This window comes from Dokdonia sp. Asnod1-B02 (assembly GCF_045063955.1).
Taxonomy (GTDB): Bacteria; Bacteroidota; Bacteroidia; order Flavobacteriales; family Flavobacteriaceae; genus Dokdonia.
In genome coordinates, this window is the sequence record NZ_JBEFNW010000002.1 from 3,142,962 (window position 1) to 3,166,760 (window position 23,799).

General features: G+C 36.3%; 21 protein-coding genes. 16 read left to right on the forward strand and 5 right to left on the reverse strand.

The features are described 5' to 3' along the window. The first annotated feature begins 138 nt into the window (after positions 1 to 138). A complete protein-coding gene (locus tag ACJJVU_RS14100; protein ID WP_405226674.1) occupies positions 139 to 1,788 on the forward strand; it encodes a hypothetical protein in 1,650 nt (549 codons plus the stop codon). A 76-nt stretch (positions 1,789 to 1,864) separates the two neighbouring features. Here ACJJVU_RS14100 and ACJJVU_RS14105 read toward each other — a convergent pair whose 3' ends face one another. The 4 genes from ACJJVU_RS14105 to ACJJVU_RS14120 all read right to left on the reverse strand — a co-directional run bounded on the left by ACJJVU_RS14105 (position 1,865) and on the right by ACJJVU_RS14120 (position 5,894). Further along, on the reverse strand, positions 1,865 to 2,947 hold the full coding sequence (locus tag ACJJVU_RS14105; RefSeq protein ID WP_298326689.1) for a bifunctional 3-deoxy-7-phosphoheptulonate synthase/chorismate mutase type II: 1,083 nt from the start codon (positions 2,945 to 2,947) through the stop codon (positions 1,865 to 1,867). A gap of 59 nt (positions 2,948 to 3,006) precedes the next feature. Further along, positions 3,007 to 3,858, reverse strand: a complete 852-nt coding sequence (locus ACJJVU_RS14110; RefSeq protein ID WP_405226677.1) for a prephenate dehydrogenase — start codon at positions 3,856 to 3,858, stop codon at positions 3,007 to 3,009. Between the two features lie 78 nt (positions 3,859 to 3,936). Further along, positions 3,937 to 5,079, reverse strand: a complete 1,143-nt coding sequence (locus ACJJVU_RS14115) for a pyridoxal phosphate-dependent aminotransferase (protein WP_405226680.1) — start codon at positions 5,077 to 5,079, stop codon at positions 3,937 to 3,939. Next, positions 5,076 to 5,894: a prephenate dehydratase gene (locus ACJJVU_RS14120; protein WP_405226683.1), complete on the reverse strand. Its 819-nt coding sequence runs from the start codon at positions 5,892 to 5,894 to the stop codon at positions 5,076 to 5,078. The genes ACJJVU_RS14115 and ACJJVU_RS14120 overlap by 4 nt, the downstream gene beginning before the upstream one ends. A gap of 395 nt (positions 5,895 to 6,289) precedes the next feature. Between ACJJVU_RS14120 and gldA the strand changes: the two genes are divergently transcribed. The 14 genes from gldA to ACJJVU_RS14190 all read left to right on the forward strand — a co-directional run bounded on the left by gldA (position 6,290) and on the right by ACJJVU_RS14190 (position 22,109). After that, the gene (gene gldA, locus ACJJVU_RS14125; RefSeq protein WP_405226686.1) at positions 6,290 to 7,186 is read left to right on the forward strand and encodes a gliding motility-associated ABC transporter ATP-binding subunit GldA; all 897 of its coding nucleotides are present in this window, start codon (positions 6,290 to 6,292) and stop codon (positions 7,184 to 7,186) included. Positions 7,187 to 7,322: 136 nt separating this feature from the next. After that, complete coding sequence (locus tag ACJJVU_RS14130) at positions 7,323 to 8,165, forward strand: bacteriorhodopsin (protein ID WP_298326704.1); 843 nt, start codon at positions 7,323 to 7,325, stop codon at positions 8,163 to 8,165. Between the two features lie 258 nt (positions 8,166 to 8,423). Further along, on the forward strand, positions 8,424 to 8,693 hold the full coding sequence (rpsO, locus tag ACJJVU_RS14135) for a 30S ribosomal protein S15 (RefSeq protein ID WP_298326707.1): 270 nt from the start codon (positions 8,424 to 8,426) through the stop codon (positions 8,691 to 8,693). Between the two features lie 527 nt (positions 8,694 to 9,220). Continuing rightward, the gene (locus ACJJVU_RS14140) at positions 9,221 to 11,425 is read left to right on the forward strand and encodes a polyribonucleotide nucleotidyltransferase (RefSeq protein ID WP_405226690.1); all 2,205 of its coding nucleotides are present in this window, start codon (positions 9,221 to 9,223) and stop codon (positions 11,423 to 11,425) included. A gap of 379 nt (positions 11,426 to 11,804) precedes the next feature. Then, positions 11,805 to 13,292 carry a TIR domain-containing protein gene (locus ACJJVU_RS14145; RefSeq protein WP_405226693.1) on the forward strand — a complete coding sequence of 496 codons (1,488 nt, stop codon included), beginning with the start codon at positions 11,805 to 11,807 and terminating at the stop codon, positions 13,290 to 13,292. Between the two features lie 88 nt (positions 13,293 to 13,380). Continuing rightward, positions 13,381 to 14,076, forward strand: coding sequence for a hypothetical protein (locus ACJJVU_RS14150; protein ID WP_405226695.1), 696 nt, complete (start codon positions 13,381 to 13,383; stop codon positions 14,074 to 14,076). A gap of 4 nt (positions 14,077 to 14,080) precedes the next feature. After that, entirely contained in the window at positions 14,081 to 14,296 is a 216-nt protein-coding gene (locus tag ACJJVU_RS14155) for a hypothetical protein (RefSeq protein WP_405226698.1), read from the forward strand. Between the two features lie 204 nt (positions 14,297 to 14,500). Beyond that, the gene (locus tag ACJJVU_RS14160; RefSeq protein WP_405226701.1) at positions 14,501 to 15,112 is read left to right on the forward strand and encodes a hypothetical protein; all 612 of its coding nucleotides are present in this window, start codon (positions 14,501 to 14,503) and stop codon (positions 15,110 to 15,112) included. Positions 15,113 to 15,224: 112 nt separating this feature from the next. Then, positions 15,225 to 15,833, forward strand: coding sequence for a hypothetical protein (locus tag ACJJVU_RS14165; RefSeq protein ID WP_405226703.1), 609 nt, complete (start codon positions 15,225 to 15,227; stop codon positions 15,831 to 15,833). A 181-nt stretch (positions 15,834 to 16,014) separates the two neighbouring features. After that, complete coding sequence (locus ACJJVU_RS14170) at positions 16,015 to 18,057, forward strand: hypothetical protein (protein WP_405226706.1); 2,043 nt, start codon at positions 16,015 to 16,017, stop codon at positions 18,055 to 18,057. Between the two features lie 57 nt (positions 18,058 to 18,114). Then, a complete protein-coding gene (locus ACJJVU_RS14175; protein WP_405226709.1) occupies positions 18,115 to 18,651 on the forward strand; it encodes a hypothetical protein in 537 nt (178 codons plus the stop codon). Between the two features lie 4 nt (positions 18,652 to 18,655). Further along, positions 18,656 to 19,531, forward strand: a complete 876-nt coding sequence (locus ACJJVU_RS14180; RefSeq protein WP_405226712.1) for a CPBP family intramembrane glutamic endopeptidase — start codon at positions 18,656 to 18,658, stop codon at positions 19,529 to 19,531. A 204-nt stretch (positions 19,532 to 19,735) separates the two neighbouring features. Continuing rightward, complete coding sequence (locus ACJJVU_RS14185; protein ID WP_405226715.1) at positions 19,736 to 20,626, forward strand: hypothetical protein; 891 nt, start codon at positions 19,736 to 19,738, stop codon at positions 20,624 to 20,626. A 28-nt stretch (positions 20,627 to 20,654) separates the two neighbouring features. Continuing rightward, complete coding sequence (locus ACJJVU_RS14190; RefSeq protein ID WP_405226718.1) at positions 20,655 to 22,109, forward strand: FAD-dependent oxidoreductase; 1,455 nt, start codon at positions 20,655 to 20,657, stop codon at positions 22,107 to 22,109. On the opposite strand, the gene ACJJVU_RS14195 is transcribed toward ACJJVU_RS14190, so the two are convergent. After that, on the reverse strand, positions 22,106 to 22,780 hold the full coding sequence (locus ACJJVU_RS14195) for an SAM-dependent methyltransferase (RefSeq protein ID WP_405226721.1): 675 nt from the start codon (positions 22,778 to 22,780) through the stop codon (positions 22,106 to 22,108). The genes ACJJVU_RS14190 and ACJJVU_RS14195 overlap by 4 nt on opposite strands. 668 nt (positions 22,781 to 23,448) lie before the next feature. Here ACJJVU_RS14195 and ACJJVU_RS14200 point away from each other — a divergent pair. Further along, positions 23,449 to 23,781, forward strand: coding sequence for an ArsR/SmtB family transcription factor (locus tag ACJJVU_RS14200; protein WP_405226724.1), 333 nt, complete (start codon positions 23,449 to 23,451; stop codon positions 23,779 to 23,781). Positions 23,782 to 23,799 lie beyond the last annotated feature (18 nt).

Genomic DNA, 23,799 nt, shown 5'->3' on the forward strand with positions numbered 1-23,799 from the left:
GTCAGGTACAAAAATACCTTCTTTTTAGTTACTCACTAGAAATATTAGAAAAACTACTTGCCATAATTTTAAGAATTGTAGGAATTTACAGCAAGATTTTAATATTTTAGCCGCCTAATCAATCAAATTAAAAATTAAATGAAAAAATCATTAAGCATTCTACTTCTTTTACTTAGCACTAGCTTATTTGCTCAATTGAGTGTAGGAAACGTACAATTAGATTTTGGCGATAACATTTCTGAAACTGATGGTAAAATTATAAATATTGCTGGCGTAAAAGCCGACTTGATATATACACTTTCAAAAAAAGGAAAAAAATACTACCTCCAAACATTTGATATTAATAGCAAAGCAAATGTAGGAAGTACACTTTTAAAACTTGATAAAATAGGTGATAACAAGGCTTACGTAGAAGATGTTGTCGTTATAGAAGATAAGGCATATGTGATGGCATCTTATTATAGCAAAGATGACAAAACGTATAATTTTGCTGCATTAGAGATTCTCAATGGGCTTGAGCTAGGCGCTCCAAATGTGATATTATCTGCAGAGGTTGATAGCAGATCAAAAAAAGGAGTTTTCCTATTTGAAATGTCATATGATGAAATAAACTATATGGTTACTCACGTTTATATCAACGACAGAAAGGAGCTATTAGAATATGAATTCTCCTTATTAGATGCAGATATGAGTATTGTTAAGGAAGACAGTCATACAGTAAGTTTTAAAGATAGAAAAGACTTGTTTTTTGATTTTGCCGACTTTGGTGTAAATGAAAATGGTGATGCTTTCATTGTGTACACCGAAAGCTACAGGGACAAGAAGGCAAAAACTACAAAAAACAATATAACACTACAGACCTACTATAGAAATAACAATTACGAACTCACAGAAACTAAAATCCCATTAGACGGTAAGCGAGTAGTAAACTGTGATTTAATATACACAGAAAACAAACTTCAATTAGTTGGATTTTACTCAAAACTAAAAAAGTCTGGAAGATCAGAATATAAAATTGAAGGAATTTTTGATATTGCTGTAAACACTGCAGATAATTCTATTGATAAAAAAGTTTTTAATGATTTCAGTGTTGAAACCAAAACTAAATTAATAGGAGAAAGAAGAGCTAAAAAAGGTAAAAACCTTAACCCTTTTTACAAAAACACTGATTTAATAGAGAGAGAGAATGGAGGTGTAATTATATTATCTGAATATTTTTTCAAAACAGTAGGAAGGTCTTCTGGGCTTGCTATTGCAGGAGTTGGAGTATCTGCCACACCAATTATATATGACACTAATGAGATTATTGTTACAGCACTTAATGCAGACGGAACGCTCGCTTGGAGTAATGTAATACCTAAGGAGCAAAAAGCAGCAATAAGTGTTATTTCTGTGGGATTATTAATTGGAGGTAACAATGGGTCTGTATCTATATCTGCAGGTTTAATGTTTCCTGTAACTTCTTTAGGTGATGGCCCAGAATATTTAAGCTCTATGCCATTTTATAAAGACAATAAATTAACTGTGATAATTAATGATGACCCTAAGAACATTGGAATAACTAGTATGGATGATGTTAAGAAGGTAAAAAACATCAATAAAATGATTCCAGTAGTTTTCGAACTTGATGATGCTACAGGAAAAATGACACGTATTGATCCTGAAGATTTTGAGAAAAAACAAATCGTAGTGCGACCTGGAGTTGTTTACCCTCTCAACGAGGATGAATCTATTATTTATGGTTCAAATAAATCTGAAACTAAACTAGGAATATTGAAAATAAATTAAACAACGCAACTTCAAATAACTAAAAAAGGCTCAACATCATGTTGAGCCTTTTTTTTATAAGTAGCTATCTAAAATCTTACGACCTCGCCACCTTTTTCTGGTGGTTTATAGACTCTTGGTGTACTGCTTTAAACACACGTAGTATAAACTCTTCACTAAGATTGTTTTGCTCTCCTTCTAGAATCATCTTACCTAGAATTTCATTCCAACGCTTAGTTTGTAAGATAGAAACATTATTATCTGCTTTAAGCTCTCCAATACCATCAGAGATTTTCATGCGCTTTCCTAAGCTTTCAATAAGCTGGTGATCTATTACATCAATCTGCGTGCGTAGTGTATTAAGCTTGTTTGTATACTCAAGCTCTGTACCTACTTCTTTTCTTATTTTAAGATCAACCATCATCTGTACTAAAGCTGCTGGTGTGATTTGCTGTGCAGCATCACTCCATGCATTATCTGGATCATAGTGTGTTTCTACCATAATACCATCATAGTTAAGATCTAATCCTGTCTGACATAAATCATGAATAATATCACGACGTCCAGCAATGTGTGATGGATCAAGAATTAAAGGAAGATCTGGAAATTTATTTTGAAGATCAATCGCTATCTGCCATTCTGGATTATTTCTGTAACGTGTCTTTTCATACGTAGAGAAACCTCTGTGTATTACTCCTAAGTTTTTAATATCCTGAGTATAAAAACGCTCTACCGCTCCTAACCATAGGGCTAGATCTGGGTTTACTGGGTTTTTAATAAGTACCGTTTTTTCTGTTCCTTTAAGAGCTTCTGCAATTTCTTGAACGATAAATGGAGATACTGTTGTACGAGCACCTATCCATAAGATATCAATATCTGCCTCAAGAGCTAGATCTACGTGATTTGCATTTGCAACCTCTGTAGTCGTAAGCATTCCTGTTTCTTCTTTGGCTTTTTGTAACCATTTAAGTCCAAGTGCCCCTACTCCTTCAAAGTTTCCTGGACGCGTTCTAGGCTTCCAGATCCCTGCACGTAGTACTGTAGCATCTGTGTCTTTAAGTTGGTGAGCAATTTTAAGCACCTGCGCTTCCGTCTCTGCACTACAAGGTCCTGCAATTACAAGAGGGTGATCAAGGCCAAAAGCGTCTAACCAATTTCTAAGTTCTTTCTTATTTTCCATAACATTTAATTTGTGCCGCTTCGGGCTTTTGATATTTACGCTTTCGCGAAAGCGCAAAACTATTTAATTCCGTTTAATATTTCCTTAATGTGGTTCGTGTTTTCCATCTCATCATGTACTCCTTGAAAATCGTCATTTTCTAAAAGCATTTTAAAATCGCTGAGATTTGCAATATATTCAGTTAACGTCTCTAAGACATTCTCTTTATTCTGTTTAAAAATTGAGGTCCATGTTACTGGATTACTTTTTGCCAAACGTACGGTAGATGCAAACCCGCTGCCCGCCATGTCAAAAATATCACGCTCATTTTTCTCTTTTTGTATCACCGTCTTACCTAGCATAAACGCGCTTATGTGTGAGAGGTGACTCACGTATGCAATATGTTTATCATGAGACACAGGATCCATGTAACGTATGCGCATCCCCATATTTTTAAAGAGGTCGAGCACTTTTTCTTGCAGCTTAAAAGCTGTTTTCTCTACCTCGCATATAATATTAGTCTTCCCATTATATAAGCCTGTAATCGCTGCACTAGGCCCAGAAAATTCTGTTCCTGCAATAGGATGACATGCAAGAAAATTGCGACGTCTAGGGTGTGATGCCACTACTTCACAAATGGCTTGCTTAGTAGAACCCATATCTACCACAATCGTATCTTCTCCTATATGATTAAGAACGTCTGGCAGTACATGAATAGCAACATCTACTGGGATTGCTAGCACTACAAGGTCTGCTGTTTTAATATCTTCTAGTACGGCGCTTTTATCTACAAAACCTAATGATAACGCCTCAGCTACGTGAGCTTCACTTGCATCTATACCATAAATAGTTGCTGCAGGTTCTTGCTCGCGCAAATCTCGCGCAAATGATCCTCCTATAAGCCCCAACCCTATGATGTAAATGTCTTTCATTATCTAAATATTACTCTCTAATTGCTCAAATCCAGTGTCTTACTGATAAAAACACCTCATATCCAGCTATTAATTATCTTAAAATCTACGTATTGCTTCTTTAATTTCTTCTTCTTTTACACAAAGGCTAAACCTGATGTATCCTTTACCCATCGTTCCAAAAATGGTTCCTGGTGTGATAAAAATGAATTTCTCCAGTAAGATGTTATCTATAAAGGCCTCGGCATCGATTCCTTCTGGCAGTTTTGCCCAGACAAATAATCCTACAGCATCTCTGTCGTATGTACAACCTAACCTTTCGGCAAGCTCATAAACTAGTTTACGGCGGCGTCCATAAATGGTATTGATATGCTCAAACCAGTCATCTCCTAAGCCTAAGGCTGCTACAGCTCCTTTCTGTATGCCATAAAACATACCGCTATCCATGTTAGATTTTACACGCAATACATGTCCTATGTTTTCGGCACTTCCTAGTACCATTCCTACACGCCATCCAGACATGTTAAAAGTCTTACTAAGACTGTTCAGTTCTAAGGCTACTTCAGACGCTCCTGGAACTGCCAGCAGTGATTGCGGATTGTCATTAAGTACAAAACTATACGGATTGTCGTTGATTACTAGTATGTGTTGCGCTTTCGCGAAAGCGATCAATTCTTCAAAAAACCCATCTGGCACCTTAGTCCCCGTAGGCATATGAGGATAATTTACCCACATTAACTTTACACCCGAAAGATCTTGAGCCGCCAGCGCTTTTAAGTCTGGCAACCATCCGTTCTCCTCATTAAGATCGTATGTAATTGCTTCTGCCTCCACAAGTCTTGTTACCGCAGCATAACTAGGGTATCCAGGATTAGGGAAAAGCACTTTATCACCAGGATTTAAAAATGCCATCGAGATGTGCATAATCCCTTCCTTAGAACCCATAAGTGGCAATATCTCAGTGTCTGGATTTGCGATTACTCCATATTGTTTTTTATAGAAATCTGCCATAGCTCCTCGCAACTCAGGAATACCTGTGTAACTCTGGTACTGGTGAGCTACGCTATCATGTAATCCTTTGAGCATCGCCGCAACGGCTGCCGGAGGGGCTGGCATATCTGGGCTTCCTATTCCCATATTAATCACAGGATGACCGTCTGCAATGAGCGCGCGAACTTCCTTAAGCTTTCGCGAAAAGTAGTATTCCTTGGTTTCCTGTAACCTATTTGCTGGTTGCATCATTGCTTTCTGTTTTTGTAGGCTCCTAGTACTTTAAAGTCATTTGCCATGATCTCTAGTAATTGTACTGCCTTATTAAAGCTTTCTATTTTTTCAAAAGTGACATCTACAAAAAATGCATATTTCCACGGCTTCTCGATAATAGGCATCGACTGAATTTTTGTGAGATTCATCTTGCAATCACTCAGCACATTTAATATTGCCGCTAGACTACCACGCTTATGATCTGCCGAAAATCTTAGAGATGCCTTATCAATAACACCTTCTACTTGTTTCTTATCCTTATTTAAAATAAAGAATCGCGTTGCATTCTCATTGATGGTCTGTATGGACGCTCTTATGATTTCTAATTTGTAAATACTTGCTGCGGCTGTACTGGCTATGGCTGCTATTCCTTGTAATTGCTTTTCTTGTATCTCACGTGCTACACCTGCGGTATCTGTATCTTCTACAAGTTTTATGTCTGGGTAGTTTCTAAAAAACTCACGACATTGTAAGATTGCCATAGGGTGTGACCACACTTCTTTTATATCCTCTATGCCTTGACCTGGTAGCGCCATTAACTGATGCTGGATGTCAAGGTAGAACTCTCCTTCTATGTGTAAATCATGTTTATCTAGTAATGCATAATTAGGGAGTATTGCTCCTGCGATACTATTTTCTATAGCCATCACAGCATCTTGTACTTCGCCTTCCACCAGTGCGTCTACTAGCCTAGGAAAAGACATGCACTCCACCACAGCAACGTCTGCCCCAAAAAATTCTTGAGCCACCTTGTGATGAAATGATCCTTGTACGCCTTGTATTGCTATTTTCATAATTGTGCAAAAAAAAAGCCCTGATAAAAATTTATCAGGACTTATTGAAATATTGAGTGTTATTAAATTAGCACAATATCAATCCTGATCTCTTCCCGTAAAAGAAGAAATAGAAAAAATTGTTCCAATAATAAACGTTTGATAACATGTTAACTTATTTGACTGCTAAAGTAGAAAAAATATCTAATGAGCCAATTTATTTACAACCTTTTATGAAATATTTTTTATTGAGCATAGATTTTGAGGAATTATCAATCAAACATCTATAAACTAGTGAAAATGAGAATATGATACATATTCCTATTTTAAAATCTCTTTAGCTTAGATGATCGTCACACTTTTAAATGTATCCTCCCGTTATCAATTCTTACATTTACAGTATTAAATACTCCTCTATGTCCATTGTAGTAACAGACATCACAAAAATGTACGGCACTCAGAAAGCGCTTGATCACATTTCATTTTCCTTACAAAAAGGTGAGATTGTAGGCTTTCTAGGTCCTAACGGTGCTGGTAAGAGTACATTAATGAAAATACTCACCACCTACCTCACCCCTACTTCTGGAAGAGCCACAGTACATCACCACGACACAAAAAGCAATGTACAAGAAGTGCGTCGCGCTGTGGGATACTTACCAGAGCACAATCCGCTTTATGTGGAAATGTATGTGCGAGAATATCTAGCGTTTAATGCAGGAGTTTATAAGGTATCAAAAGAACGCATAGATGAAGTTATCACCCTCACAGGACTAACCTCTGAGGCACACAAAAAAATAAGCCAACTATCAAAAGGTTACAGGCAGCGTGTAGGTCTTGCTACTGCTTTGCTACATGACCCAGAAGTGTTGATTCTTGATGAACCTACTACAGGGCTAGATCCAAATCAGCTATTAGACATTAGAAATCTCATTAAAGATATAGGTAAGGAAAAAACGATATTAATGAGTACGCACATCATGCAAGAGGTAGAAGCCATTTGTGATCGTGTCATTATCATTAATAAAGGAACTATAGTAGCCGACAAAAAAATGACGGAGCTACGCGATGGACAGCAGCAAATAGTCATTGCTGAGTTTGATTACCGTGTAGAAGAAGTAGCGCTAAGCAGGCTAGATAAAGTAGCCTCTGTAAAAAACACTACAGGATTTACTTATGAAATCACCTTTAGTACTCAAGATGATATGAGAGCAAAGGTCTTTGACTTTGCTCATGATAACGACCTTAAAATCTTACAACTCAATCAAAAAAACGTGAGCCTAGAAGGATTATTTACAGAACTCACCTCCTCCTAAAAGCACCTTATAAGTCGCATATACACCTAGCACTCTTATTGTTTTCTTAATTTTGTTTAATTAAATATTAAATAACTTAAACAAAGTAATCGTTAGTCGTAATTTTATGGAAAAAAGAAAACCATAAAAAATTGCTATGACACAAGAACTAGGAAATGCAAATTTTGAAAACTTTATAGGCGCGACAGAAGGCTTCTCTGAGATTGCTTATCAATTTACATCACATATTCTCACATTAGGATATGCAGTAATGCTAGCAGGGCTACTCTACTTCATACTTACCATCAAAAATGTAGATAAAAAATTCCAAATGTCGAACATATTATCAGCTGTGGTGATGGTATCGGCATTTTTACTTTTATATGCGCAGGCGCAAAACTGGACATCAAGTTTCACCTATAATGAAGAAGTAGGAAGATATTTTCTAGATCCAAGTGGAGATTTATTTAATAATGGATATCGTTATCTCAACTGGCTCATCGATGTACCTATGCTTTTATTCCAAATTCTATTTGTGGTAAGCTTAACTTCTTCAAAATTTAGCTCTGTACGCAATCAGTTCTGGTTTTCTGGGGCAATGATGATTATTACTGGATACATTGGTCAGTTTTATGAAGTAAGTAACTTGACTGCCTTTTTAGTATGGGGAGCTATTTCATCTGCTTTTTTCTTCCATATTTTATGGGTAATGAAAAAAGTAATCAAAGAAGGAAAAGAAGGCATTTCTCCTGCAGGACAAAAAATACTTTCTAATATCTGGATCTTATTTTTAATATCATGGACTTTATATCCAGGAGCTTACTTAATGCCATACCTTACTGGAGTAGACGGATTTTTATATAGTGAAGATGGCGTGATGGCTAGACAACTAGTATACACTATTGCAGATGTAAGTTCTAAAGTTATCTATGGTGTATTATTAGGTAACCTAGCAATTACATTAAGTAAGAACAAAGAGTTGGTTAAAGCAAATAGCTAATTATAAAGAGCAACTCACAAACTCAAAAATAACAAAATCACGTTAATGGTATTAATCATGCCTTTTAACGTGATTTTTGTGTTTTACAAACAACTCATAACCTTGTAATTTCATTGAAAAACTAACGCTAGAAGCTATTATTTACAGAATTGACTGCAAATTAAGCTCCAACAGTTTGATAATACAAAGAATAATGTATCTTTGCACGCTGATAGAATCGCTATCATATACATGAATTTCATTTAAAACAATACTGGAATGTATTTAACAAAAGAACAAAAACAAGAGCTTTTTGCAAAGCACGGTAAAGGTAAGAACGATACAGGATCTGCTGAAGGTCAAATCGCAATCTTTACACAACGTATCTCACACTTATCTAACCACCTGAAAACAAATCGTAAAGATTATGTTACAGAGCGTTCACTAGTAATGCTAGTAGGTAAGCGTCGTTCATTACTTGATTACTTAATCAAGAAAGACGTATTACGTTACAGAGCTATTATTAAGGAGCTTGGTATCCGTAAATAATATTTTAAAAAAGGAGTTCCTAACGGAGCTCCTTTTTTATTCCTTTTAATAGGAAAACCACGTAAGAGTACATCGCTATAAATTGTAGCCTCTTGCAAAAGCATAAAGCATTACAGATGTTCTCCTCTAGTTTTGATAGTCACAACATGACTAACTTATCTTAAACGAGAACGGATCATTATCTACTCAGTATTAAAAGGTAAGTTTATAAAAGCTTCATTTGATACAAAGCAGATTTTCGCCGAAAGGCATATAATACTCCAAGTCCTTTTATACACAAGTAATTATGTATAGAACGACAAAGAAAGCTTTCACAGCTAGTTTTTCATTGGTGTCCGATTTTTGGGAAGTAACTACCCTTTAATCATCCCGTATCTTTTTACAGATACATCAACTACACAACGCAACGACACATGGAATACCCACGAAGGGTGTTCTACCATTAACAATTTTTGCGAAAGCGGGATTACAATAATCCTTTGCACGTGAGAATATCTCGACATAGATCGAGGTGAAAAACAAATTTTATGATTCCAAAGGTTTACAAAGAGGTCATCGACCTTGGTGATGGAAGAGAAATCTCTATCGAAACAGGAAAACTTGCAAAGCAAGCACACGGATCTGTAGTAGTACAGTCTGGAAAGTGTATGTTGCTTTGTACTGTAGTATCAAACTACGAACAAAAAGATCTTGACTTCTTACCACTTACGGTAGATTACCGTGAGAAGTTTGCAGCAGCAGGTCGTTACCCAGGTGGTTTCTTTAAGAGAGAAGCTCGTCCATCTGACGGTGAAGTATTAACAATGCGTCTTGTGGATCGTGTATTACGTCCATTATTCCCAAAAGATTACCACTCTGAAACTCAGGTGATGATCCAGTTAATGTCTCATGATGACGACGTTATGCCAGATGCAATGGCAGGTCTTGCAGCAAGTGCTGCCATCCAATTATCTGACTTCCCATTTGAGTGTGCTATCTCTGAGGCTAGAGTAGGACGTGTAAACGGTGAGTTTATTATCAACCCTACAAGAGCACAGCTAGAAGAGTCTGACATCGATATGATGATTGGAGCTTCGGCAGATTCTGTGATGATGGTAGAAGGTGAGATGGATGAAATTTCTGAAGAAGAAATGGCAGACGCAATTAAATTTGCTCACGATCACATTAAAGTACAGTGTGCTGCACAGCTTCGTCTTGCAGAAGCTTTTGGTAAAAAAGAAGTACGTGAGTACCCAGCCGAAAGAGAAGATGCAGACCTTAAGCAAAAGGTACACGACATGGCGTATGATAAGGTATATGCAATTGCACAAGCCGGATCTGCAAAGCATGAGCGTAGCGCTGCTTTCAAAGAAATTAAAGAAGAAATCAAAGCAACTTTTTCTGAGGAAGAACTTGAGGACTTTGGTGGACTTGTATCTAAGTATTACCGTGCTGCCGAAAAGGCTGCAATACGTGATCTTACACTTAACGAAGGACTTCGTCTTGATGGTCGTAAGACTACAGAGATACGCCCTATCTGGAGTGAGATAGATTACTTACCATCTGTACACGGATCTGCAATCTTCACACGTGGAGAAACTCAGGCACTTGCTACAGTAACACTAGGTACGTCTAGAGATGCAAATAAAATAGATATGCCATCACATGAAGGAGAAGAAAACTTCTACCTTCACTATAACTTCCCTCCTTTCTGTACAGGTGAGGCAAGACCTATACGTGGTACTTCACGTCGTGAGGTAGGTCACGGTAACCTTGCTCAACGTGGTCTTAAAGGAATGATCCCAGCAGATTGTCCTTATACAGTACGTGTGGTGTCTGAGGTGTTAGAATCAAACGGTTCTTCATCTATGGCAACAGTATGTGCAGGTACTATGGCAATGATGGATGCAGGTATCCAGATGACGAAGCCAGTTTCTGGTATCGCAATGGGACTTATATCTGACGGTGCTTCTGGTAAGTATGCAGTACTTTCTGATATCCTTGGAGATGAAGATCACTTAGGAGACATGGACTTTAAAGTAACAGGTACGGCAGACGGTATTACTGCTTGCCAGATGGACATTAAAGTAAAAGGATTATCATACGAGATTCTTGTAGCTGCATTACAGCAAGCTAGAGATGGTCGTTTACACATACTTGATAAGATTGTAGAGACTATTGCAACTCCACGTGAGGATGTAAAAGACTACGCTCCAAAAATGGTAGGTGTACGTATTCCTAATGAATTCATTGGTGCATTAATAGGCCCAGGAGGAAAAGTAATACAAGAACTTCAAAAAGCAACTGGAACTACTATCGTTATCAACGAAGATCCAGTAACAGAAGAAGGTATTGTAGAAATCTTAGGTACAGGTCAAGAAGGTATCAACGCCGTACTTGCAAAGATAGACTCTATTACATTTAAGCCAGTCGTAGGTAATACGTACAAGGTGAAGGTAATCAAGATGCTAGATTTTGGTGCAGTAGTAGAATATCTTGACGCTCCAGGTAACGAAGTACTTCTTCACGTATCTGAGCTTGCTTGGGAACGTACAGAAAATGCGTCTGACGTAGTTTCTATGGGTGACGAGCTTGACGTAAAATACTTCGGTATAGACAAGCGTACTCGTAAGGAAAAAGTTTCTCGTAAAGCATTACTTGAGAAGCCAGAAGGTTATGTAGCTCCAGCTCCTAGAGAGCGCAGCAGTTCTGACCGTCGTCCACCTAGAAGAGATGATCGTAAGAGAGATTAATTCTTATATAGCTGTAAGTCTTTAAACACTTACACTAATCAATTATAGAAAATCGGTTATCCTTCACAGGGTAGCCGATTTTTTTTTGTGATGCGCTTTCGCGAAAATATGAGCAACCACAACACTTCCCAAGGCATCATTAAAAATAACTTGTAAAAATATGGCTATAATGAGGAAATGCGTAAAGGAGATCGGTTGTGGTAGTGTATTTTAGTAGGCTGTAGCGGAGCTGTTTACGTAGTTTCGTTTATATAACTAAAAACGAGATACGACTTATTAAACTAAAATAACCATCTAGCATACAGTTTTACTGGGCTTACAGGCCGTAAATAGTAAACTTGCTGTTATACGCTAGTTGTAGAGTATAAGAAAACGAACTATGAAAGCATATTTAGAAGATGTATTTAAAACTTCAGGAATTCCCACTCACACATTTGTAAGGCCTGAAGAGTACAACACAATATTAGTTTCTTTAAGGACTAAAGGAAGATGTTTAATTGTTGAAGGACCTTCCGGGATCGGAAAAACGACCTGTGTAATAAAAGTTATTGAGGAATTAGGTTTCAATAAGAAAGTAACTTCTTTAACTGCAAGAAAGAAAGATGATCTTGAAATGATTAAGCTATTACCTGATTTTCAAGGCATGGGTACTGTAATTATTGATGACTTTCATTTATTAGAATTTGATTTAAAATCATCAATTGCTGATTATATGAAAGTCTTAGCTGATGAAGAAAGAGCTGACGATAAATTAATTCTTATAGGAATCAATAAAGCGGGCGATTCATTAGTTCAAATAGCAGGTGACTTAAATAATAGGATTGACACTATCAAGTTTGAACAAAATCCAACAAATAAAATTACCGAATTAATCGGACTCGGAGAAGAAGCACTTAATATCGAAATAAGCACAAAGGATGAAATCGCACAATTAGCAAAAGGTAGTTTTCACATTGCACAGTTATTATCTAAAGAAACGTGCATAGCTTCTGAAGTACTAGAATCTTGCAATCAAACAAAAGATTTAAAATCTAGCATTGAGGTAATTAAGGAAAAAGTATTATCAGATTTCGATAGAATATTTTACCCAAAAGCTAGAAAATTCGCTATTGGAAATAGATTGAGAAGAGAAGGAAGGGCACCGTACTTGCATCTACTCTATTGGCTTTCACTTTCTGAAGACTGGGCAATACAGATTGATGACTTATATTTAAAATATCCTGATAATAAACTTAGTATTACCCAAATTGTAGACAAGGGTTTCCTAGAAGCCATTATAAGGGACAATGAGGAGTTAAAAGATGTAATACATTTTGATTCTAACTCAAGAGTTTTAGCTGTTGAAGACCCAAAATTTATGTTCTATTTGAGAAATGTTCTTTGGTCAAAATTTGCTGAAAAAGTTGGCTACATTAGTCTCACTTTCTCAAACAAATACGACTTTGCTTTATCATTTGCAGGAGAAAATAGAGATCTCGCTTCGAAAATTAATAACCTTCTGCTTGAGCGAGAAATATCAGTGTTTTATGATAAAAACGAACAATCAAGAATATTGGCTGAAAATGTTGAAGAATATTTAGCGCCTATTTATAAATCGGAAGCATATTACGTGGTAGTGATATTAAGCAAAGACTATCCGAAAAAGATTTGGACAAAATTTGAATCTGATAATTTTAAAGAACGATTCGGTACTAATTCAATCATTCCTATTTGGTATACTGATAATTACCCCGGTCTATTTGATGAAACCCAAAAACTAGGAGGGCTAAGTTTTGACCAAGCAGAAAACCTTGATTCACAAGCTAAAGAAATTACAGATATAATAGTTCAAAAACTATCTGACCGCAGAAGCATGGAAAAAGAATAAAAACGCTTTACAATAATACCTACACACAATGCCTTTCGGGACACTGCCCATAGTGCAAACGTTGACGTGCATTTGACAAAAACTCAATATGAGATTAAACAATAAAGAATTATTTGAATTATTGAGCGAAAAAGGTATACATCATCTTTATCACGCAAATACTGTAAGAACATCAAGAACTTTTATTGAACAAGGTGGATTACTATCAAGAGGAGCTGTTGAATCAAAAGATTTAGAACAAACACCACAATCATCCGATAACATCGACAAAATTTTTGATGTTTGGAACGATGTCTTTTTAGATACGGTTGACTTACATACTTATTTTAATCGTCAAAATTATTATGGCCCAGTTTTATTTAAATTAACAACTGATTTCTTGAATGAAATTAATTTGGAAATTTGGGTAACTAAAGACAACCCCATTAACTGGAATCAAGAAATGACAACTGAACAGAAATATTTTTCATCAGTAGCCGAATTAAGGGAAAATTGGGATTCTTATGCTCGTCAAAGGAAAATGACTACGATTAAGAATAATGCTGAACCTGTACTTTTGGATTATGTAGAAGAAGTGATTTATGATAATCCAAGTGTTGTGAATAAAAACACAGGTCTCATATTCTTTAACCAAGGAATGGCTGACTTAAAAGAATCCTTAAAAGTGAATCCGCCATTTAAAAATAAATTTATAACAAGAAATTGTAGTGAATGCTTCTGCACAAGTAATTATCTGCGCCAACATACTATAACGGAATTAAATAAACTTTTCTTATCAAATTAAAATCATGGAGAAAATTAGTCTAGAATGTAAAAATTGCAAATCGAAGTCAGAAATCCGAGAAGAAAAATTAGTGTTTTCAGAGAAAAAAGTACTAGAGGAAGCTTATTGTCCTGAATGCGAAGAAAAGATTTATGAAGGAGAAACTGATGGATGGTTTCACGTAGCCGAAATCGGAAAAAAAGATTTGGCAGATGAGGAATGTACTTATCCAATGCCGTAACTAAAACTCTCTACAACAAATAATTGAGTTGAAAAATACGCCTAATTCGACGCTGCTCAGCACATGCTGTTATGCTAATCCTGATTTATAGTTTTCATCATAAACTCTTCCTGATTTTATGATAGCAAAGGCTTGTTTTAAGAGCTTATTTTTAGTGCTACGCTTTACACATGAGACCGTTGTGCACAATTAAAAAACTACAAAATGAATAAGATTTTGAGAATAGCAAATAAAGTTTTTTATTACTCGTTAGGAATTTCACTTTTACTAGGAATTGGGTTTTTCGGATTTGAGATTTTTAAAAACCTTTATCTTTTCGTTGGTTATTCTTTCGCCTTTGTACTAATTCCTATAATTACATTATCGCTATTAATTATACTTATTTCGAATTTTAAAAAATTCGGATTTCTAAACGGTATCAAAGAATCGAGTATTAATATTTTCGCTTTAATGATATGCTCAGCGTTAATATGGTTTGTTCAATCTTACGCATTAAAAAAAAGTAATCAAATTAATGTAAAAGTCATTAATACATCTGAACTCGGAATTTCAAACATTACGCTCATCGGTCGGAATGCATTGACTAAAATTGACACTTTAGCCCCTGAAGAAAATAAGACTATAGTTTTTAAAGGAAAACAAATCAATTATAAAACGGAAAACAGTTATGAAAATGAAATTCGTTTACTTTACTATTTTGATAAAAAATGGAGAGAAAATAAAATATTGAGCGGTTTTAGTAGATGGAGAGTGATTGATAAGGATTGGGAAATCAAAATCCATAGTGCGGATTCTATTGAATTAAATCAAAAGTAAAAATGCGATAAACAACTAAGCCAAGAACCAAAACTCTCCTAAACTTCACTATCCCCAAACCCACCTCCTCATGTTTGAAAAATCAAAATCTTTTTTATACAGAATCGTATTTATGATTTTGTTTATTGTACTTGCAAAAACCTGCGTATCAGACTATATAAATGGTGGTGATGAGTATAAAATAAGCGAACTAGAACAAATGATTAGTGAGAACACCGTTGTCACTGCAAGCTTATCAAATGAATACACAGAGTCTACAGTGGCAAGTGTGGTCAAGCTTTATAAGTTTGACTATAGGTTTGATCTCAATGGCCAATCTTACACTGGTAAAATCACGCTCAACGCTGTGCCTAATACTAACAAGCTCAACATCTACTACCTAAGCGATGACCCCAGCATCATCGCTGCAGATCCGTATGAATCCATCGCAAGAGAAAAGGAAAAAGGAAGCTCTATTACTGAACTACTCATAGGGATCGTTTGGGGAGTGCTAGCTATCATATTATTGATCTCCTTAATTGCTACCATAAAAAGCACAAGGACACTTAAGGAACCAACTCAGGTCACTAAAACAGCTCCTAAAAGCATCAAAACAAGCACAAAGAAGAAAGCTACCGCACCAATTCCAGAAATCACACCAGAAGAAGAACGCCTACGCGCCCTTGAAAAAGAACGTATCCGTAAAGAAAAGGAGGATCCGTCTAGGTTTATGCCGAGGTAGTTGGTAGTTGGTAGTTGGTAGTTGGTAGTTGGTAGTTGTTAACTGACTGAAATTTAGTTTTTCTAGCTGCCTTAAAAATTGATATTGGTTGTCAGTATAAGAAAAATAAAAAAATCAATTTGCGTTCTTCCGACTATTTTGTCCGTATTATAAAAACTAGTGTAAAACAATATCATAATAAATGAGAAAGTTAATATGTATACTGCTGACATTCATCATCTGGGGAAATGGTATTGCTCAAAATCAAATAATTAGTGATAGTGACATCCCCAAGCTTGATTCTATTATAAAATCTTTAGAAAAGGATTACAATGCAAGTGACAAGCCAATTTTTTACTCATTGCCTCAAACAACTGGTAGTTTTTTTAAAATAATCACTAAAGATCCAAACACATTCCTTCTTAAATTAAAACTATCTGATAATCTAGAGCAACTTCAAAAACAATTCCCTGGACTTCAAGTCGATACTGACTTGTTAGTCATAAAAAATACGTATATCAACTACAAAAAGGAAAGGAAATTAGACATAAAATCTTTCCAGATTTTGAATAATCAAGATCACAATATAACTCTTTCATTTAACGATTCATTAAATCAAAATTCTATAACTCATTTTCATTCTAGTTATACTAGTAAAAGGAATAAAGAAACTACAATACGAGGGTTTTATCTAAAAGAAGGGTTCAAATCATCTATTATATCTAAAGAATTATCTGACTGGATAAATTATACAGATGTATTAGTAAAGCCAGAAACATCTATCTTTTATAAAAATGAGATTGCTAAAAATAAATTTAAAAATCACAAAAAAACTATAATTGATTCTTTGGTACGTTACTATGAATTAAAAACTAACAAGCCACTTTATAAAAAAGGACAAGAGTTTGTAGTTCGTAGAAACGAAATAAATGATTGGCAATCAAAGAAAGAGAAATCTGCAGACAGTCTATATGCAAATGATCAAAATTTTAAAAGTATCCTATCCCAAGCTCTAGATTATGCAGAAAAAAACAAGGTCTCAAATGGAGATTTAGAGGATTTTACTGCTCAATTAATTTCAGAGAAAAGAGCACTAGAATTAATGAGACAAAATAGACAAGTGGGTACTTGTAGTTTTGATAACGGACCAATAATCCAGCAACAAAGAATCGCAAATCTTTCTGCTAAGACTCAAAATTGGGAGATTTTTATTAAATCATTTTTAAATGTGATGAATGATAAAGTCTCGAGAAATGTAAATAGCAATATTGCTTCAAACTCACGGAAAACTTACATTGAAGAACTAGCAAAGCTTGATATCGATATTAATAAAATCTTATTAGGTTCTAACATAAAAATTGAAGATTCGATTGGAGTACACTATTTTTCTGATGGGACCAAAATAGCGAAAGCCTACGCAAACCTAAACTCTAATAAACAAAGCTATTTCGAAAATATGGCTTCGGCAATTATCAAAGACGAAGGAGTTGATGCGTTTAATAAACTTCATTTTTACAACACATTAAAAAGTTATCAATATTTCATTAAAGACAGCCTCAAAAAAAATTATTTAGATAAAAAAATAAAAGATTTAATTCCATTTCTTCCTAATGAAATAAAATCAAGGATTGATAACCCGCACAAACAATTGTATGATTTACTTTTTCGTGAAAAAGAAGAACTAGATAGTTTCAAAATTAATTCTTCAATGATTGCTCACATTGGCTCTTATAGTTATGATGGTGAATGTTGGGAAGCTAAACTTGTAGACAAAGACACTGACGGAAAAATCATTTACGACTTGATTATGGAAATCGGAGAGGACATTACACCTCTTAAAAATTTTATAGACAAAAAAGAAGAATTGACATCTCGTGTTCAACAACATTCATTTCTACAAAAAATCATAAATGACAATAGAGAAAACAAAGTATATATCAAATTCATAACTAATAAGTCCTTTGTGAATAAGAAAAATAGAGTTACAAAAGATATGCCGCAGGAATTGGTAAATAATATTGACTTTGATAATGCAATATCTCTCTATGTATCATTTCCTAACAGAAAACATGTTCGCTTTGTTTTATTAAATAATCAAAACTTACTACTGCTAGGAATACCTAATAACTTTGAATTACCAGGCTATAAATTTGAAGACTTGATGACAATCACAGAAAAATCATTTCTATCAACATCATACAAAAGTTTTAAATTGTTTAACGAGAAAGGAATATTGTTAAATTAAATAATGAATAACCACTAGACAAACATTTCATATTATTTAATTGCAAACCTCTATCAATTGAAAAACTATCTCCTAATCATATTCACTTTACTTATAAGCCTTCAAAGCTTCTCTCAAAGGAAGTATCAAAAGAGTGAGTATTCTAAATACTTAGAGCAACATCCTTTTGGCTCAACATCTGAAAATTATGTATTAATTCTTTCTGGTTATTTTGATGATTGTGGAGAATTTGGTGGGCACGAAGAAACCATTGAACTTACACGAATTGACAGAAAACTAACGGCCATCATCACCATTTTTGATAATAATTGTGATGGTAATACCGCAGCAAAATTAGATTCACAGTCCTACTTAGTTAAAGAAGCTACTGTACCTCTTTTTCAAGATTATTTAAATCAATTATTGACAAAGAGCTTTGCTTATTATATTCCTTATCATGCAGGAAACACCTACACAGCAATTTTAGATTTCAAGAAGACCAACGATAGAGAAGAGCTCGATGATACGTTTAAAAGAGTACACCTTGTATACCCTAGTGTAGGGTCAAAATGGCCTGCTTTCGAGAAACTAAAGCACAACATCATCAATCAATAACTAAATGCTCCAAAACACCACACCTCAACCACCCATAAACAAGCACGTAGGCTGGATACGCGTACTTGCCATTATACTTCCCTATATATTTATTGTTGCCATCATTCAGCTTATAGGCTACTATGTTATTGGTATAGATTATAATGAGATTCCTACCCAGAAATCTCCTTTCCAGTTATACGTAGGCTCCATATTTTCCCTCATTGGGACGTTTATGGTGATATGGATTTTTATAAAATTCGTAGATAGAAAACCATTTGTCGAGCTAGGTTTTGCGCTAAAAAACAGGAAGACAGACATCATCGCTGGTCTACTTATAGGCGCGGCAATCATGGCGCTGGGTTATCTTATCATGTTATCGATGGGCGAAATTCAATTTAAGGGCTTCCATTGGGATGCTACACAGCTGCTGTATGCCATCCTCACGTTTGTAAATATTGCAATATTGGAGGAAGCGCTGCTGCGTGGTTACGTACTGCGCAACCTGATGATTTCTTTTAATAAGTACATCGCCCTTATTGTTTCGGCGCTGCTCTTTTCATTGCTTCACGCAGGAAATCCTAACGTAGATATGTTTGCGCTAGCCAACTTATTTCTAGCGGGTATTTTACTAGGAATTTCATATGTGTACACTAAAAATTTATGGTTTCCTATCGCGCTGCATTTGAGCTGGAACCTTTTTCAAACCTTGTTTGGTTTCAATGTAAGTGGCATTGATTCTTATCACCTTATTGAAATTAGCATCACAGAAAATAACCTACTCAACGGCGGCCTTTTCGGTTTTGAGGGCTCCATATTTTCTATCATTTTTCAGGTGATTACTATTATCCTCATCGTGTGGTATTACCAGAAAAACAAGGACTCTTCAGTGACAGCATAACTAACTGTTTTCTACGATTACATATTGATTTCATAGGAGCTTATGGGGAATGAGTACGCTTTCGCGAAAGCGTGATTCCCCACATCACAACGTCTCACGATTTAATTTTCCATACTTTTAACCCAAAGTCGATCACTAGACACGTGTCAAACCTACCCTGAAACTATCTCAATGTTGATAGTTGGGTCATTATACATCACTACTATGAAGAAAATATCGTTAGTACTCGCACTCATGGTTACTGCAGTTGGATTTACTCAAAATAAGCAAGATGCTCAGCCTAAGCTTGAAAGCAATACAGTCTATTTAAAAAAGATAGCGCATAGAGCGTCAAGTATTGAGCCTATTTCTAATCCTGAGAACAATCCGCTTGTTACTAAAATCAACGTACTAGAGAACGATCTCAAAGAAATGGAGGCTATCAAGATTCAGGATTCATTCTTATCACAAGATGTATCTAGCTACGCCACAAAGGATGATGTCTTTAATGGCTACATCAAGCACTTGCGCGGCTTTAAGACACCTAGCGTATATGTTGAGGAAATTGTAAAATTCCCACCCGTTGTGGATGTGGGCAACACAACGAATAAGTTAAAACTTGGTAATGGCGTAGCAGAAGCTCAAGCAGCACTAGACCAAGGATCCATAAGACAAATGCGTACGGAAGATAGCAATCCATCTACCGGGCTTGAAATTATCTCTAACAGAAATCCAAGTAGTAAACCCTTACCTAATGCGGAAAACAATCCGCTTATAGCGCAAATAAATGCACTAGAAGCTGCACTGATAAAGGCAAGGGTTGCTCAATTTCAACAAGATTTTGAAACCACATTTCATGGAGTAACTGCTAATCAAGGTGAGCATGTTGATAATCCAGATTTTGTTTTAAACAACTACATCAATAATCTTGAAAAAAACCTACAAAAACAGGGCTACTACAGAAGAGTTTCTGAGCGCTTGAGACATAAGAACAGGGCAATGGTAAAGAAACCTGGTCTAGAGCATAAAGCTGGTGTTACCCCTGGCGGAAAATTAATGATGCAACAAAGAACAAATACAAAGGCAACGACTGTCAAGAAAAAAACAAAGCAGTAAATAGCACAGAAATAACTACCCCAAACGAGTGAACACCTCATCACCTACAAATCAAAGCTGGACCACCTGCCCTGCATGTAATGGGCAAGGGAGTAAAAGTCAGCGACTTCGTAAGAAAGTGCGCTTAGCTTACCAGCGAGCGGTTTCGGCTTATGAGGAATCAGATAAAAAAGGCATCGCTCCTACTCGACCAAAAAGACACCAAAGCAAGTGCACTGCATGTAACGGCTCCGGTATCATCCCAGCACCATCTCCACCATCACCAGATACAGAGCACTATCCTCATGTGGCAATTATAGGTGCTGGCATAGGTGGTGTAGCGCTAGCGGTGGCTTGCTTACATCGTGGGATTCCGTTTACACTATATGAACGTGATAAGAGTTTTGACGCACGGTCGCAAGGCTACGGCCTTACCTTGCAACAAGCTAGCAAGGCAATCGAAGGTTTTGGAATCACTCAGTTAGATGAGGGAATTGTATCCACTAGGCATCTCGTTCATACTCCAGAAGGTACGGTCGTAGGTGAATGGGGCATGAGAAAATGGATGGAAGAAGATGATGATGCAAGCCCGAAGCGCACAAATATTCACATAGCCAGGCAGTCATTGCGACTTGCGTTGCTAGAACAACTGGGCGACTCGCCACACGTACAATGGGGACATCAATATGTGGAGCATAGCAGTGCTCAAAATGGAACTTTAGAAATAAAATTTCAAGTAGGTGGAAATATTAAAACCACAAACGCCCATCTCATTGTAGGCGCAGACGGCATACGCAGCGCAGTGCGCAATACCGTTATAGACGAGAAAACGTCACCATTGCAATACCTAGATTGTATGGTGATTCTAGGTATTTGTTCGCTAGACAAACTAGATGATTTAGAAAGCACCCTACTAGATCAAGCAACAGTTTTTCAAACGGCAAATGGTCACGAGCGGATCTATATGATGCCCTATGACAAAAATGCTATCATGTGGCAGCTTAGCTTTCCCATCTCAGAGCAAGAAGCAATGGCGCTTAATACTGCCGGTCCCGCAGCACTTAAAAAAGAGGCTATCAAGAGAACGCAATGGCATGACCCTATCCCACAAATCATGGCAATGACTCCAGAAGCCTTAATTTCTGGCTATCCTGCTTACGACAGGGCACTATTAAAACCTGAAACTTTACAAAATATTGGAGCAATCACCTTGCTAGGCGACGCTGCACACCCTATGAGCCCTTTTAAAGGACAAGGAGCAAACCAGGCACTTCTTGATGCACTAGCGCTAGCCAGAGCAATCTCGGCAGGCTGTAAATCTGGCTCAAACTGGCAAGAAAGAGGATTAAGAGAAAACGTACTCAACACTTTTGAAGAAAGCATGCTAGAGCGAACCGCGTCAAAAGTAACTGACTCCTCAAAAGCAGCTGCTTTTTTACACTCTACTGTGGTACTTGAAAAAAACAATGCACCTCGCGGAAAATCCTTTAGAAATAAGGATTAATACATTGTATAAATAGTAGTTACAATTCGCCCTTTCCCATCAGTTGGCTGAGTAACACTCAGCTCTTGTTCTTGCACAGCCTTCATATTAAAAGGCGGCATGAGCAGCTGGACACCACTATTCTTTTTTAACCTCGTCCCCTGACCAGAAATAATATCTTGATTAGGTGTAAAATCACCATCAGGCAAATGTTCCGTGAGAATCACATATTTAAAGGAAGCTAATTTATCTACAACACTGGCTATCTCACGATTAGATAGATGTTGTAATACCTGTCTCAATAATGCACAATCTCCCTTAGGAAGTATATCTGTAGCTATGTCAAGACAATTAAAACTGAGTCGTTCATTTTTAAAGGTAGCTTTATTATGCGCAATGAGATCTTCTACGATATCTACACCTATATAGCTCTGCGTATATGGTACAAGCTTGCTACCTATATTAAAATCTCCACAACCCAAATCACATACTACAAGTGGCTCTTCAAAAGAGCTAAGAAATGCCGCTACTGCTTCCACATATGGAACAACAATCTCAGGATGATGCGATCCTTCTCCAGAGTAAAACGAAGCACCACCAGCTCCCCACAGCTTCAAATCATACACCTGCTCCATCGCCTTTTTAGTAGGCCATGGTTTTTTAGCTTTTACCGAGAGATTATCTTTTGACATTTAAAACGCTTATAAAGCTCAAAGTACTAACATCTATCCTTCACCTGCAACCCATCAGATACGTTGGATTAAAATATCGCTATGGTAAATGGTACTCAAGCATTGATGCATCACGCTTTCGCGAAAGCGTAAACTATAAATTTCAATCCACACAAGAAAAAAACAAAGTCCCTCTTCGAAGAGGGATGTAGGGAGATGTCCGCAAAGAGAAAATCAATAACAACTTACCATAAATAAAAACAAAGAACCCTTGCTCTGTCAAGAGCAAAATGCAACCCATACAAGAAAATAAGAAGTCCCTCTTTGAAGAGGGATTTAAGGAGATGTTCGCAAAGAGAAACTCAATAACAACTTACCATAAATAAGAACAAAGAACCCTTGCTCTGTCAAGAGCAAAATGCAACCCACAAAACAAATAAAAAGTCCCTCTTCGAAGAGGGATTTAGGGAGATGTTGGCGCAAAGAGAAACTCAATAACAACTTACCATAAATAAAAACAAAGAACCCTTGCTCTGTCAAGAGCAAAATGCAACCCATACAAGAAAATAAGTCCCTCTTTGAAGAGGGATTTAGGGAGATGTCCACAAGAGACAACAAAAAAATTAACACACAATTAAATATCACCTCATTAATTAATCGTAATATTGCAATCAACAAATAAGTCAATCATGGGATTAGTAAAAACTGAGATGTTTACAGATGAGCAAAATGAGATTTCTCTTTTTGCAAAAGCTTTTGGTCATCCAGCTAGAGTATCTATACTACAGCATTTATTTAAAATAGATTCTTGTGTATGCGGAGACCTAGTTGCCGAAATAGGGCTTGCACAACCTACCATCTCACAACATTTAAAGGAACTCAAACTTTTGGGCCTTATTAAAGGAAATGTAGAAGGTACGAGTGTGTGCTACTGTATAGATAAAGAAAATTGGACAGCCATGAAAAATGTAATGGCAGCTTTTCTTGACCAAGATCTAAAGAGTAGCGGAGAGTGCTGCTAAAAAAAATTACTTTTATTA

Bases quoted from the DNA above. Each gene is read 5' to 3' on its own strand.
- ACJJVU_RS14130 (WP_298326704.1), top strand. From the start codon at position 7,323: ATGACACAAGAACTAGGAAATGCAAATTTTGAAAACTTTATAGGCGCG.
- ACJJVU_RS14140 (WP_405226690.1), top strand. From the start codon at position 9,221: ATGATTCCAAAGGTTTACAAAGAGGTCATCGACCTTGGTGATGGAAGA.
- rpsO (WP_298326707.1), top strand. From the start codon at position 8,424: ATGTATTTAACAAAAGAACAAAAACAAGAGCTTTTTGCAAAGCACGGT.
- ACJJVU_RS14115 (WP_405226680.1), bottom strand. From the start codon at position 5,079: ATGATGCAACCAGCAAATAGGTTACAGGAAACCAAGGAATACTACTTT.
- ACJJVU_RS14155 (WP_405226698.1), top strand. From the start codon at position 14,081: ATGGAGAAAATTAGTCTAGAATGTAAAAATTGCAAATCGAAGTCAGAA.
- ACJJVU_RS14185 (WP_405226715.1), top strand. From the start codon at position 19,736: ATGAAGAAAATATCGTTAGTACTCGCACTCATGGTTACTGCAGTTGGA.
- gldA (WP_405226686.1), top strand. From the start codon at position 6,290: ATGTCCATTGTAGTAACAGACATCACAAAAATGTACGGCACTCAGAAA.
- ACJJVU_RS14150 (WP_405226695.1), top strand. From the start codon at position 13,381: ATGAGATTAAACAATAAAGAATTATTTGAATTATTGAGCGAAAAAGGT.
- ACJJVU_RS14200 (WP_405226724.1), top strand. From the start codon at position 23,449: ATGGGATTAGTAAAAACTGAGATGTTTACAGATGAGCAAAATGAGATT.
- ACJJVU_RS14120 (WP_405226683.1), bottom strand. From the start codon at position 5,894: ATGAAAATAGCAATACAAGGCGTACAAGGATCATTTCATCACAAGGTG.
- ACJJVU_RS14105 (WP_298326689.1), bottom strand. From the start codon at position 2,947: ATGGAAAATAAGAAAGAACTTAGAAATTGGTTAGACGCTTTTGGCCTT.
- ACJJVU_RS14160 (WP_405226701.1), top strand. From the start codon at position 14,501: ATGAATAAGATTTTGAGAATAGCAAATAAAGTTTTTTATTACTCGTTA.
- ACJJVU_RS14170 (WP_405226706.1), top strand. From the start codon at position 16,015: ATGAGAAAGTTAATATGTATACTGCTGACATTCATCATCTGGGGAAAT.
- ACJJVU_RS14110 (WP_405226677.1), bottom strand. From the start codon at position 3,858: ATGAAAGACATTTACATCATAGGGTTGGGGCTTATAGGAGGATCATTT.
- ACJJVU_RS14195 (WP_405226721.1), bottom strand. From the start codon at position 22,780: ATGTCAAAAGATAATCTCTCGGTAAAAGCTAAAAAACCATGGCCTACT.
- ACJJVU_RS14165 (WP_405226703.1), top strand. From the start codon at position 15,225: ATGATTTTGTTTATTGTACTTGCAAAAACCTGCGTATCAGACTATATA.
- ACJJVU_RS14100 (WP_405226674.1), top strand. From the start codon at position 139: ATGAAAAAATCATTAAGCATTCTACTTCTTTTACTTAGCACTAGCTTA.
- ACJJVU_RS14180 (WP_405226712.1), top strand. From the start codon at position 18,656: ATGCTCCAAAACACCACACCTCAACCACCCATAAACAAGCACGTAGGC.
- ACJJVU_RS14145 (WP_405226693.1), top strand. From the start codon at position 11,805: ATGAAAGCATATTTAGAAGATGTATTTAAAACTTCAGGAATTCCCACT.